The sequence below is a fragment of the Streptomyces yangpuensis genome, from assembly GCF_024666385.1.
GTDB classification, from domain to species: Bacteria; Actinomycetota; Actinomycetes; order Streptomycetales; family Streptomycetaceae; genus Streptomyces; species Streptomyces yangpuensis.
The window spans coordinates 12,370-24,509 of the sequence record NZ_CP102514.1; the positions used below are offsets into that span (position 1 = coordinate 12,370).

General features: G+C 75.0%; 10 protein-coding genes. 5 read left to right on the top strand and 5 right to left on the bottom strand.

The annotated features are described in order from the left end of the window. Positions 1 to 4: 4 nt before the first annotated feature. From NRK68_RS36685 to NRK68_RS00080, 4 genes are read right to left on the bottom strand one after another with little or no spacing between them, the layout of a single operon-like run. Positions 5 to 1,963 (bottom strand): serine/threonine-protein kinase, encoded by a 1,959-nt coding sequence (locus NRK68_RS36685; protein ID WP_308295992.1) that lies wholly within the window; start codon positions 1,961 to 1,963, stop codon positions 5 to 7. A 59-nt stretch (positions 1,964 to 2,022) separates the two neighbouring features. Next, on the bottom strand, positions 2,023 to 2,490 hold the full coding sequence (locus NRK68_RS00070; protein ID WP_183069417.1) for an STAS domain-containing protein: 468 nt from the start codon (positions 2,488 to 2,490) through the stop codon (positions 2,023 to 2,025). Beyond that, positions 2,487 to 3,584 (bottom strand): cobalamin B12-binding domain-containing protein, encoded by a 1,098-nt coding sequence (locus tag NRK68_RS00075; protein WP_373024354.1) that lies wholly within the window; start codon positions 3,582 to 3,584, stop codon positions 2,487 to 2,489. Before NRK68_RS00075 ends, NRK68_RS00070 begins: the two co-directional genes overlap by 4 nt. A gap of 35 nt (positions 3,585 to 3,619) precedes the next feature. After that, positions 3,620 to 5,206: a PP2C family protein-serine/threonine phosphatase gene (locus NRK68_RS00080; RefSeq protein ID WP_183069496.1), complete on the bottom strand. Its 1,587-nt coding sequence runs from the start codon at positions 5,204 to 5,206 to the stop codon at positions 3,620 to 3,622. Between the two features lie 309 nt (positions 5,207 to 5,515). Here NRK68_RS00080 and NRK68_RS00085 point away from each other — a divergent pair, with 309 nt between their 5' ends. The 3 genes from NRK68_RS00085 (at position 5,516) to NRK68_RS00095 (ending at position 9,543) form a co-directional block, all read left to right on the top strand. After that, positions 5,516 to 5,863 carry an STAS domain-containing protein gene (locus tag NRK68_RS00085; RefSeq protein WP_257854281.1) on the top strand — a complete coding sequence of 116 codons (348 nt, stop codon included), beginning with the start codon at positions 5,516 to 5,518 and terminating at the stop codon, positions 5,861 to 5,863. 112 nt (positions 5,864 to 5,975) lie between these two features. Continuing rightward, positions 5,976 to 6,353 carry an ATP-binding protein gene (locus tag NRK68_RS00090; RefSeq protein WP_257854282.1) on the top strand — a complete coding sequence of 126 codons (378 nt, stop codon included), beginning with the start codon at positions 5,976 to 5,978 and terminating at the stop codon, positions 6,351 to 6,353. Between the two features lie 724 nt (positions 6,354 to 7,077). Beyond that, positions 7,078 to 9,543, top strand: coding sequence for a bifunctional serine/threonine-protein kinase/ABC transporter substrate-binding protein (locus NRK68_RS00095; RefSeq protein ID WP_183069419.1), 2,466 nt, complete (start codon positions 7,078 to 7,080; stop codon positions 9,541 to 9,543). A gap of 26 nt (positions 9,544 to 9,569) precedes the next feature. Here NRK68_RS00095 and NRK68_RS00100 read toward each other — a convergent pair whose 3' ends face one another. Continuing rightward, a complete protein-coding gene (locus NRK68_RS00100) occupies positions 9,570 to 10,070 on the bottom strand; it encodes a MarR family winged helix-turn-helix transcriptional regulator (RefSeq protein ID WP_257854283.1) in 501 nt (166 codons plus the stop codon). Between the two features lie 169 nt (positions 10,071 to 10,239). Between NRK68_RS00100 and NRK68_RS00105 the strand changes: the two genes are divergently transcribed. After that, positions 10,240 to 11,409 (top strand): PP2C family protein-serine/threonine phosphatase, encoded by a 1,170-nt coding sequence (locus tag NRK68_RS00105; protein ID WP_183069498.1) that lies wholly within the window; start codon positions 10,240 to 10,242, stop codon positions 11,407 to 11,409. Between the two features lie 120 nt (positions 11,410 to 11,529). Beyond that, positions 11,530 to 12,090, top strand: a complete 561-nt coding sequence (locus NRK68_RS00110) for a MarR family winged helix-turn-helix transcriptional regulator (RefSeq protein WP_257854284.1) — start codon at positions 11,530 to 11,532, stop codon at positions 12,088 to 12,090. The last annotated feature ends 50 nt before the right edge of the window (positions 12,091 to 12,140 follow it).

Sequence of the window (12,140 nt, forward strand, 5' to 3'; positions counted from 1 at the left end):
CCGGTCAGTCGCGGCCGCCCCCGGCTCCGTCGAGCGCGGTGACGGTGCCGCCGCCGGCGAGAATGCCCGTCAGGGAGACGGCGCCGTCCGGGCCGGGCCAGGGTGCGGCGAGGGTCCGGTCGGAGCTGCCGGCGCGGACGGCTCCGGTCGCCGTGATCCCGGTGACGTGACGGCTTCCGGCGGCCAGCAGGTACCAGCGGCCGGCCGGGGAGCGCCAGCGGAAGCCCGCGAGGAGGTGCTGGCCGAACCGGCCGCAGGCGGCGGTGGACCGGGCCCGCGTCACGTCCTGCGGGGTTCCGGCTTCGAGGCGCAGCCGGACCGTGGCGTCGCCGGGCCCGGCCCAGCCGGAGGCACGGGTGCAGGACCAGACCGCACGGCCGGCGCCGTCGGGCAGCTGGGCGGCCGCGAAGTCCCAGACGTTGACGGCACGGTACGCGCCCGGGCGCAGTTCGCCGAGCCGACAGGCCTGGGGTGCCCAGGCGGCGCGGGCCTCGGGGCCGGTGGCCTCGCGGGGCTGGCGGGCGGGGGCGGCGGCGGAGCCGTCCGGCAGCGGCGTGTAGGTCAGGTGGACCGGGGACAGCCCGCCGAGGTCGGTGAGGACGAAGGAGTGCTTCTCGACGATGCGGGTGGAGGAGGTGAGTTCGATGACGGGCCAGGACGCGCAGGGTGCGCCGTCCGCGCGAGCGCCGGCGGGGGGAACCGCGGCCGGGGCGGTGACCCCGTCCGCGGCGAAGGCGAGCGGCCGCGCCGCGTCGCCCGCCCGCGTCAGATCCCGTGTGGCGGCTGCGGCGATCCAGGGGGCGAGGAGGTAGCGGGCCGATGCCCCGCCGGGGGCCCGGGACAGGGTGAGGGCGGCGGCCGTGGTGACGCCGGAGTCGTCGGTGCGGGTGATGTCGAGGGTGCGGCCGCCGGAAGCGGTGCCGGCCTCGCCGTAGCGCACGACGCGGTCCCCGTCGCGCAGGAGCACCAGCGTACGGCCGTCCACGTCACCCGCGTACAGCAGTTGCGGCGGCCGTGGCGGCGGTTCGGCGGTGGTGCCGGGCGCCGCCGAGACGCGGGTGGTGCCCGGCGCGGCCCATGTGCGGAGGGCGCGGGCCAGCAGGTCGCGGTCGCCGGTCCGGCCGCCGCGGGCGGGCCAGGCGGTGAAGTCGACGCGGGCGGTGTCGGACCAGGCGTCGGAGGGAACGCGCTGGAGCCGGGCGGGGTCCAGTGCCCCGGAGGGTGCGGGGCCGGCGGCCGGTCCCGGGTCCGGTTCCGGGGACGGGCCGCGGACGGAGAGCACGGTGAGTGTCACCGCCAGGGTGGCGAGACCGGCCCAGCCGGCCCGTGCCCTGCGGCGGCGGCGCAGCAGGTCGGTGGGCCGGGCGCTGACCACGCTGGCGTCGAACTCCGGTCGGCGCAGCGCCCGGAGGAGTTCCTCGGCGACGGGCAGGGCGAGTGCCTCGCGGACGGTACCGGCCGGGTCGGCCGCCCCGGCCAGGCCGAGGAGGCGTACGGTCTCGTCCTCCGTCACATCGTCCAGGTGGTGCAGGACGAACGCCGCCCGCACCGGGGCGGGAGCGCCGCTCAGCGTCTGGGCGGCCTCGTCGATACCGCCGGCGGGTGGCCACAGTCTCAGCCCCCACACGAAGGGCGGGCCGGGCGGCCGGCCGATACGAGCCCACGTGCCGCCCGCGGGACCCGAGGGGGCGAGAGCGGCGCGCAGGACACGGGAGCGGACCAGAGTGAGATGCGTGCCGGATTCGTCCGCTGTGCCCGCCCCGGCCGGGGCGGGTGCTGCCGGTGTGCCGGTGCGGGGCAGCGCCCGCTGCACGGCCTTGTGGGCCAGCAGGACGCGGGTGTGCCGGCCCCGCGTGTCCGGGAGCGTCAGGTAGGCGAGCCGGACCAGTCGGGGGTACTGCTCGACAAGGACCGCCTCGGCGTGCTCGACGGCGGCCGAGCCGAATCTCGGAGAGGTGCTCACGCCCGCGTCAAACGAGTGATTCCTGCGATGGTCACACACCACCGCTCGGGGACGCGGTCTCAGGCGCTCGGCTCCGGGCCGCCGGAGGGAGCGGCGGGAAGGCTGTCCTCGGCGGGACCGCCGCGGGCCGGACCGCCGCGGGCCGGACCGCCGCACGCGCCGCCGCCGGTCCGGCGCAGTGCCTGCGCGCCCGGGCCCGGTGCCGTGAGGTGGCCCAGGGTGCCGGTGATCTCCAGGATGCGGTCCAGCTGCACCGTACGGCCGTCGAGGTGGAGTCCGGCGCCCGCCTTGTCGGTGCGTCGCCGGACCATCAGCAGGGCGGACAGGCCGCTGGAGTCGACGCTGGTCAGTCCGGCGCAGTCCAGCCGCAGGTCCCGGAGCCCGGGATGCGCGGCGAGCAGCCGGTCGACGGCGTCGACGAGGAGGTCGGCGTGGAGGTGGTCGAGGTCGCCGGTCAGCTCGACGCGCACGGCTTCGTGCGAGGAGGAGTACGTCAGGCCGAGCGGGGTGGAGGGCAGGCTCGTCATTCAGCGGTCCCGGCAGCGGTGAGAGGGGTACGGGTCAGGCGGGCGGCTCCGGCCCGCAGGGTGGCGGTGGCGCGGGGGAAGTCCTGCAGTTCCCGCTGCAGCAGTTCCAGCGCGGGCAGCAGGGAGCCGGCCGGGACTCCGCGGGCGTCGAGGACACCGGCGGTCCACTGCAGGAAGCCGCCGAAGAGGTCCTCGTCACCGGTGTAGAGGGCGGCGGCGAGGAACTCGACGATGTGGGAGAGGTCCTCGGCCGTCCGCTCGCGCTGCGCTTCGGTGTAGGCGCGGACGGCCGGATGGGCGTCCTCCAGTCGTCCGAAGACCTCCCGGACCAGTCGCGGACGGCTGCGGGCGACCAGCGTGTACTCCTGGTCGTCGAGGTGGGGCAGGTCGTCGATGGCCTGGTGGCCGGGCCGGGGCCGCGGAAGCGGGCTGCGGGCCAGTTCGTCGGCGGCGGCGCGCGCGTCGGGGGCCCAGAGGTCCGCCCCGAGCAGGCGGGCGTAGCGACCCCCGGGTCCGAAGGCGGCGCCGCCGACCATCACGGGGGTCCCGACGGCCTGGCAGGCGGTGATGGTCGCGTGCGCGGCGGGCAGCCGGGTCGCGAGGGAGCCGGAGAGGGCCACGGCGTCCGGGCCGGTGCGGTGCAGGTGTGCGACCAGGTGTGGGGCGGTCACCTGCGCGCCGAGGTAGTCGACGCGCCAGCCCCGGATGCGCAGTACCTCGGCCAGGAGCCGGGCGGGCAGGGCGTGCCATTCGCCGTCGACGCAGGCCACGGTGACCCTGCCGCGTGTCGGGGCCTGGCGCGCCGAGGGGTGCAGGGCGACGGCGGCGACGGCGCGGTCGTTGATGGCGGTCGCGGCGTGCTCCTGGGCGACGGTGATGCGGTTCGCCGCCCACTCCCGGCCGACCCGTCCCTGTACGGAGGCGATGACGTCGAGCAGGAGGTCCTCCGCCGCCATGCCGTCGTCCAGTGCGCAAAGCACCGCGCCGACCGTGGCGGCTTCGTCGAAGGCCATCACCGACTCCCACACCTGGGCGCGCAGTTGCTCCGGCGCCGCATGGGGGGCCGTGGCGGGGCCCGTGGCGGGGGCCGCCACCGGTGCGGGTGCCGGCGCCGTGGTGCCGTACGGGCTCACGCGGTGAACCTCCCACGCGTGTGGCCGTCCACGGCGCTGAGGTGGTTGGTGCGCGGCGCCGAGATCACCACGACGGCCATGTCGTCGTGGCGGCCGGTGCCCACCCACTGGGCGGTGAGCATCTGAACGTGCTCCACCACCGCCTCGGCGGGCATCGCCGCGCACTGCGACAGGGCGCGGCGCAGCCGCTCTTCCCCGAACATCGCACCGCCCATGGGTCCTCCCCGTGCCTCGCTGATGCCGTCGGTGTACAACACGCATGTGTCCCCGGGGGCCAGGGTCACACGGGCCGTCTCCGAGATGATCTCGGGGAGCGCGCCGACGAGAGTGCCCTTCGTAGGGGCCTCCTCCACCCGGCCGTCGGAGCGCAGGATCAGCGGGGCGGGGTGTCCGGCGCTCGTGAGGCGCAGCCGTACCGTGTTCCCGTCCCGGGCCGCGGAGGCCAGCACCATGGTGGCGAAGCGGGCGTTGTCGGAGTTCAGGAGTGAGGTGTTGAGCAGGCTGAGCATCCGGTGGTGGTCGTCGGCCATCGGCAGGAGGGCGTGCAGGGTGTTGCGGATCTTGCCGGTCATCACCGCCGCTTCCAGGCCCTTGCCGCACACGTCCCCGAGGACGACGAGGGAGGGGGCGCCCTCCTCGGCGGCGGGGTGCACGTCGTAGAAGTCGCCGCCGACCCGCTCGTGGTCCTTCGAGGGCCGGTAGCCGCCGGCGTACTCGACCCCGGAGACCTGGTGCAGGGAGGGCGGCAGGAGTTCGCGCATCAGGGTGTCGGTGATCGAGGCCTGTTCCGCGTAGAGCCGGGCGGCCGACATCGCCGCGCCGGCGCGGGCCGCGAACAGCCGGGCGAAGACCTCCTCGCCCTCGGTGAACGCGCCGGCGCCGTCGGAGCGCAGCAGCACGAGGGCGCCCGCGGGGACACCGTGGCCGGGCAGGGGTGTGATGACGATCGACCCCAGGGTGTCGAGGCCGTCGGGCACCAGCCAGGCCGGTGCGGCGGACGGGTCGAGCCACCGGGAGGGGACGGGTGGGAAGCCCTGGAGCGCCTCGGCCAGCCCCGGCACGTCCTCGGGGTCGACGGCGGCGCGGGACACCGACGGGCCGCCGCCGCGGACGCACGAGACGATCGGGAGTTCGCGGCCGTGTGCGGGGGCGATCACCAGGGCCGCGTCGGCGAGGTGGTCGGCGGCCATCTGCGCCGTGACGTCCATGCACCGGTCGAGGTTCAGCGAGGAGAGCAGGAGGTTGGAGGAGCGGACCAGGAACTCGGTGCGTTCCCGTTCCGCCCGGAGGGCTTCCCGGGCGAGCCGGTGGTCGGTGTCGTCGAGGAGCCACCACACGACCGTGCCGTCGTCACGGGGTGTCGGGTGCGCCTCGTACGAGCGGTCTCCGACGGGTCCCTGGACGGTGCCGGATCCGGCGGGCGGACGCTGCGCGGGCAGGGTGGCGGTGTGGCGGGCGTGGGCGGACGCCAGCCAGCCGGGGACCGCGTCCGCCAGAGCCGATCCGGGGCGGGCGTCCGGGAACAGCAGCCCGGCCGCCTCGTTGGTGTGGACCACGACGGCGCCGGCGTCGGCGACCAGCACGGGGTAGGGGGCCTGACTCCACGACAGGCCCGGGGTGGGCGAGTTCGGTGTCGTCTCGGTGGAAGGAAGCAAACGTTGAAGGCCCGCTGCGCGGACCCCTCACCTCTTCATCGCGTTCATCACGTCGGATGGGCCTCGGGACAAACAGTTGTCCTCCGGCAACTTTCCTCCATGCGCCGTGCACCGTGCAACCGGGCCGCGGGTGGACGCGGTATCGAGGGCTGGTCCCTGAGGGTGACGCAGGGCCGGTCCGCCGGCCCGTACGGGTATCCGGTCACGGGACGGCGCGCAATGTAGGAGGATGTCCCGGTGACCGGAGAGGAAGCGGTCGTCACCACGACCATGGAGAGCGACGCGACCGTCATCAGCCTGTGCGGCGAAGTCGACGAGGAGAACGCGCCGTTCCTGGCCCGTGCCCTGGCGCGGGCCGCGGCGAGCGGCCTGCCGCGGACCGTGGTGGACCTGTCGGGCACCCCGTTCGTGGACTCCTCCGTGCTGCACGCGCTGCTCGACGCCCAGCGGGCCCACGCGGCCGCGGGGCCGGTGCTCGTGCTCGCCGGCCCGCTGCACACCGCCGTCCGGCGATTGTTCGAAGTGACCGGATCGGCACCGGCGTTCCGCATGGCGGACAACCTGGGAACCGCGATGACATGCTGACCGCCGTCCCGCTTCCCGGCACCATCCGTCATCGTACGACTTGTCGTGGTACGACTCGTCACGGTACGACCCGTCACGGTACGACCCTTACAGGTGGGGGCAGGCGATGAACATGGACCCGCCTCCGCCGTCCGACGCCCCGCCCGGCTCCGCGGCCGCGGCCCGTGCACGCGTCCGTGAACTGCTGCTCATGGCGGGCGTCAGCCTCGACAGCGTCATCGCGGCGGACGCACTGCTCGTGACGTCGGAGCTGGTCACCAACGCGATCCGGCACGGTGACGGTGTCATCGCCTTCCGGGCCGACATCACCGGCGACGTCCTGCGGCTGTCCATCGCCGACGCCAATCCGTGCCCGCCCGCCGCCCGTACGGGGACGGTCGACCACCCCGGCGGGTACGGCTGGCCGCTCATCCAGCGCCTGGCGGTGCACGTCGACTGCAGCACCCGCGCCGACGGCAAGACCATCACGACGGCGCTCCGGCTGAGCTGACCGGCACGGGAGGCGGCCGCCGCGCGGGCCTGCGCCCGGATCCACGGACAGGTGCGCGCATGCCGTGAGGAGCGGCCGCAGTGCGGCGCCCCCTTGTGCGGCTGGGGCACCACGCAGCGGTGCCGGTACGGAGTCGTCGGGCCGGTCGGCCAGGTGGTGCCGCAGGGCGGCGTCCACGCGTGCCGGGTCGTCGCTGGTCAGGTCTTCGAGCAAGGTGTCGGTGCTCATGGGGCAGCACCCTGTGCAGGGGGTCGGACAGCCGCTCCCCCGGCCTCCACGCGTGATGTCTCCTCATATGTGGTGCCGCCGGGGATGTTTGGCGGCGGTGTTCCGGGTCAGACGCGTGGCATCGGAAGCGAACGGCTTCCGGTGCGGGCTCGGCCGCACGGCGTCCTCCCCCTGCGCCGTGCGGCAGGCCCGGCTGGACGGCGGGCTGCCGCCGGTCCCGTACGGCACCCGGACACCTCGCGTCCCGGCCGCCTCCCCGCGCGGGAGACCAGCTGTCCGGCGAACCCCCGTCGTCGGCGCTCGTACCGCCGCCCCCGGGCAGCGGGCCACCGGCGGCAGCGGCCCGGCGGGCACCCCTCGCGGCCGGCGTCAGCCCGGCAGGACCACGGTCATCTCGACGGTGACCTCGTCCCCCGGTGCCGCGTCCGCGTCCCCCAGGCGTGATCAAGCCATACTTTCGGCACCCGATCGGCCCATCAGGACATACAGTGTGCGCGTGACCGAGCACAGTCCCGAACTCATCTCCGACCGCTACCAGCTGGTCGAGCGCATCGGCCAAGGCGGTATGGGCCGGGTCTGGCGCGGTGTCGACCAGCATCTTTTCGGGCGCGAGGTCGCCGTCAAGGAAATCCTCTTCCCGCCCGGCATGGAGGACGAGGACCGTGCCGCGCTGCTGCGCCGGTTCACCGGCGAGGCGCGGGCGGCGGTCACTCTCAGCCACCCGGGGATCATCACCATCCATGACGTCGTGGAGCACCGGGGCGCTCCGGTCATCGTCATGGAGCTGATCCGCGGCGAGTCGCTGGCCGCCGCGATCCGCAGCCGGGGCCGGCTGCCCGTGCGGCGCGTGGCGCAGATCGGCGCCGCCATGCTCGACGCGCTGGCCGAGGCACACAAGGCGCGTATCGTGCACCGCGACATCAAGCCGGACAACGTGCTCCTGGCCAAGGACCGTGTGGTCCTCACCGACTTCGGCATCGCCCACCTCGCGGACGCCACGACCAAGCTCAGCCACAGCGGGATCGTCATCGGCACGCCCCAGTACATGCCGCCGGAGCAGTTGGAGGGCAAGCGCCCCACCGCCGCCAACGACCTGTGGGCGCTCGGCGCCACCCTCTACCACGCCGTCGAGGGGCACCCGCCGTTCGAGGCGGAGGGACTGCACGCCCTCGCCGTGGCCGTGTTCACCCGTCCTCACCGGCCACCGGTTCATGCCGGCCCGCTGGCACCCGTACTGGACGCGCTCCTCGCCAAGGATCCGGCGCTGCGTGCGGGCGCCGCGGAAGCGGCCGAGATGCTCGCAGCGGTGCTGGACTCCACGCCCGCCGTGCCCGAGCCCGAACCGGCCGGCGACGACGGGGACGGGCAGCGGAGCGAGCCCGGGGCCGCTCCGGCGCCCGCGCCCGACCCCCGGACGCCCCACGTGGCGGAGCGGGAGCCGGTGGCGGAGGCCGCCTCCGCCTCCGAGGCCGCCTCCGCCTCCGAGGCCGCCTCCGCCTCCGAGGCCGCCTCCGAGCCCGCACCGTCGACGACGCCCCCACCGCGGCCGACCCCCACGATCGCGGACGCCGAGGCCTCCGGCGGCATCCCGCAGCACCCGGTGCCGGACCGGCCGACCCGCCCGACCGTGCCCGCGCCTCCGTCCGAGGCGCCGACGGCGCACGAGACCGCGCCGGAGCGGGAGCAGGGCACGGGGCCCTCCGCGGGGCGGCGCAATCTCACCCGCCGCTCCGTCGTGCTCGGCACGGTGCTGGCCACGCTCGCCGCGGGCTCCGTCCTGACCTGGACCCTCACGCGGGGTGACGAGGCGCGCCACAACGGCGGTTCGGCCGGCAGCGGGGCGGCTCCTTCCTCTTCGTCCGTCACCGTGGTGATCGGGGTGGACGCGCCGCTCAGCGGCGGCTTGGCCGCGATGGGCACGGGGGTCATGAACTCCGCGGAGCTGGCCGTCAGGACCGCCAACGAGACCGGTCACGTGCCCGGCGTGACCTTCGAGATCAAGTCGTTGGACGACGGGGCCGACCCGACGAAGGGTGCATCCAACGCCGCCCGGTTCGTGTCCGACGAGAAGGTGCTGGGAGTGGTGGGCCCGCTCAACTCGGGTGTCGCCAAGACCCTGGTGGCGCCGCTGGCCCAGGCGGACCTGGCCGTCGTGTCACCGGGCAACACCGACCCCGTGCTGACGCTCGGCCCCGACTGGGCGGCGGGCACCCGGACCCGCCCGTACTCCACGTACTTCCGCACCCTCGCCACGGACGTCGACCAGGGGCCGTTCGCCGCCCGGTACCTGTACCGCGAGGCGAAGAAGACCAAGCTCTACGTGGTCGACGACGCGAGCGCCCACGGCACGGCCCTCACCTCCGGGTTCACGGCCGAGTTCACCAAGCTCGGTGGAACCGTCGTCGGTACGGAGCAGGTCGATCCCGAAGAACGCGCCTTCGCCGGTCTCGCCGAGCGGGCGCGCTCCTCGGGTGCCGACGCCGTCTACTTCGGCGGCTACTACGACACCGCGGCGCACCTCTCGCAGCAGCTGAAGCAGGCGGGGGTGACCGTCCCCCTGATGGGTGGCGACGGCATCTTCGACCAGCAGTACCTCACGTCGAACCCGAAGGCCGAGGGCGACCTCGCGACCAACATCGGTGTGCCCGCCGAGGAGTCGGCGGCGGGGCAGGAGTTCCTCGCCCGGTACCGGAAGGCCGGGTACCCGGAGGAGGCCGGCTGGTACGGCCCGTACGCGTACGACGCGGCCTGGACCCTCATCGAAGCGGTGAAGGCCGTCGCGGCGGCCCACGGCGGCACCCTTCCGGACAACGCCCGGGCCGAAGTGCCGCGGGCCGTGTCGCGGCTGGCCTTCGACGGGGTCACGGGCCGTGTCGCCTTCGACAGCCACGGGGACACGGTGAACCGGCGGCTGACGGTGTTCGCCGTGCGGGCCGGCAGCTGGGCGACCGCCACGCGCTGACGGCCGCCGCTGACGCCCGCGCCGGTTCAGGCCGTCCTGGTGGTGAAGGACTCGGAGGACGGCAGCCGGAGCGGATTCGCGACCGCCGCGCAGAAGTCGGCGAGTCCCGTCGCCAGGGCGGCCCGGGACGTTTCCGGCATCGCGGCCATCGCCTCGGCCAGCACCTCCTGCCTGCGGGCCCGCAGTCGTTCGAGGTACGTGCGGCCCGTGGGCGTCAGGCGGAGCAGTACCTCGCGGCGGTCGTCGGCCCCGGGGTGCCGTTCGAGGAAGCCGACGGCCTGCAACCGGTCGCAGAGCCGGGTGACGGACGGCGGGGCGGCCTCCAGCAGCCTGCCGAGCTCGCGCAGGTTGAGTTGGCCGTTCGCTTCGACGAGGAACAGCACCCGGGCCTGTGCGGAGGAGACGGGCGGGGCGCTGGCGGTGTCCCGGCCCCGCTCCCAGACCACCTCCAACAGCTCGATCAGCTCGCTCATCTGCGCCGCCACCGACACGGCGGGCCCCGGGGAGCCGATCGACCGCTGACTCATGTGACACTCCCTACCGGACTACGCGCAGCCCCTCCCCGGCGGACCGGTGGCTTCGTGGTCCCCATTTTGGCAGTTGCGAGAGACAGGTGCGGGGCCGGTGACCGAAGGCGGAAGCGGTGGGAAGTTCGGGGGCGGCGGGAAGGCCGGGGGCGGCGGGGACGTCGAGCGCATGCTGCGTGGTGCCGCCCCGCACGAACTGTTCGAGGTGGTCCGGGGCATCCTGGCCCGCGAGCACGGAGCGGCGGGCGCCGAACTGCTGATGGCGGACTACGCCTCGGCACGGCTCCAGCCCGTCACGGCGCAGCCTTTCACCACCGAGTCCGTGTCGGCGTACAACAGTGCCGAGGGGCGGGCCTTCGGCGCCCAGGAGCCGCATGTGGTCGCCGGCGCGGACGGGGCCGACGGGGCGGTCGTGCACCTTCCGGTGAGCGTGCGCGGCGACCGGCTGGGGGTCCTGAGCGTCCGCTACCCGGCCGGGGTCCCGGTCGCCGGACGCATCGGCCCGCTGCAGGACGTGGCCGACGCGCTGGCCCACGAGATCCTCGTCGCCGACCGCGACACCGACTTCTTCCTGCAGGCGCGGCGGGCCAAGCGGCTCACCCTGGCCGCCGAGATGCAGTGGCAGCTGCTGCCGGGGCGGTCGTGTTCCCGGCCCGAGTACGACCTCGGGGCCCAACTGGAGCCCGCGTACGCCATCTTCGGTGACAGCTTCGACTGGTCGGCCTCCGCCGACCATCTGACGCTGACCGTCAACAACGGCATGGGCGAGGGCATCGACGCGGCGTTGCTGACGAGTCTCGCCGTCAGCGCCCTGCGCAACGCCCGGCGGGCCGGGCTCGACCTCGCCGACCAGGCGGCCCTGGCGGACCAGGCTCTCTACGGCCAGTACCAGGGGCAGCTGCACGTGGCGATGCTGCTGCTCCGCTTCGATTTGGACACCGGGGAGGTGGAGGTGATCGACGCCGGGTCGCCCCGGGTCTGGCGGCTGCGCGGCGGGGTCGTGGAGCCGGTCGGTCTGGAGGCGCAGCTGCCGCTCGGCATGTTCGAGGACACCGTCTACACCTGCCAGCGCTTCCGGGTGCTGCCCGGGGACCGGCTGTTCTTCCTGAGCGACGGCGTGTACGACGTACTCTCCCCCGCCGGAGAGCCGTACGGTCTGCACGCGCTGACCCGGGCGGTCATGAACACGCGGCTGCTGCCTCCCTCGCAGGTGCCGCGGGCGCTGCTGGAGGAGCTGCCGGGGTACCGGGGCGGCGTGGACGCTTCGGACGACGCGATGGTCGTCTGCCTCGACTGGCACGGCCGGACCGGTAAGGACGCGGGCGGCGGCGAGCGGTAGCGGCCGGCGGCAGCCGGGACCGGTCACGGCGGGCGGCCACGGCGGGCGGGCACTCGGGCGGTCACGGCGCGGGGCGCGGCGGCGGGAGCCGACCGCGGCGGACGGTGGCACAGTGGTGGCATGCCCCGTCCCGGCCGCTCCGGCGCGTACGAGGACCCGGCCGCGACCCTCGCCGCCGCGGCGGAACTCCTCGCGGTCCTGCACGCCAGGGGCCAGGACGGTGTGACACCCGCCGTGTCGCCGTCGCAGCTCCGCGCGCTGCTCGCCGTCGAGGCCGCCGAGGGCGTCAACCTGCGGACCCTGGGCGAGGTACTCGGCTCGCGTCCGCCCTCGGTCACCCGGCTCTGCGACCGGCTGGAGGCCATGGGGCTGCTGACCCGCTCGCCCCACCCGTCCCGGCGGCGCGAGGTGGAGGTGCGCCTCACGCCCCAGGGGCGGACCCTGCTCGACGAACGGCGGGCGATCCGGGTGCGCGAGCTGTCGGCGGTGCTCGGCCGGATGGCGCCCGGTTCGGTGGAGGCGCTGATGACGGGGCTGGCCGCGTTCCGGGAGGCGGCCGCGGGCCTGTACCCGGCCGGCGGCCCGCCCGCGGCCGCGGAGGCCTCCGCCCCGCCGGCACGGGAGCCGTCGCCCGCACGGGAGCCGTCGACGGCTCCGGCACAGGTCCCCGACAGCGCCTGACAGCCGCGTTCACCGCGGCCCCTCCCGCCCGGTCTGCGGGGGTGGTGCAC

Bases quoted from the DNA above. Each gene is read 5' to 3' on its own strand.
- NRK68_RS00105 (WP_183069498.1), top strand. From the start codon at position 10,240: ATGCTGCGTGGTGCCGCCCCGCACGAACTGTTCGAGGTGGTCCGGGGC.
- NRK68_RS00090 (WP_257854282.1), top strand. From the start codon at position 5,976: ATGGACCCGCCTCCGCCGTCCGACGCCCCGCCCGGCTCCGCGGCCGCG.
- NRK68_RS00110 (WP_257854284.1), top strand. From the start codon at position 11,530: ATGCCCCGTCCCGGCCGCTCCGGCGCGTACGAGGACCCGGCCGCGACC.
- NRK68_RS00070 (WP_183069417.1), bottom strand. From the start codon at position 2,490: ATGACGAGCCTGCCCTCCACCCCGCTCGGCCTGACGTACTCCTCCTCG.
- NRK68_RS00100 (WP_257854283.1), bottom strand. From the start codon at position 10,070: ATGAGTCAGCGGTCGATCGGCTCCCCGGGGCCCGCCGTGTCGGTGGCG.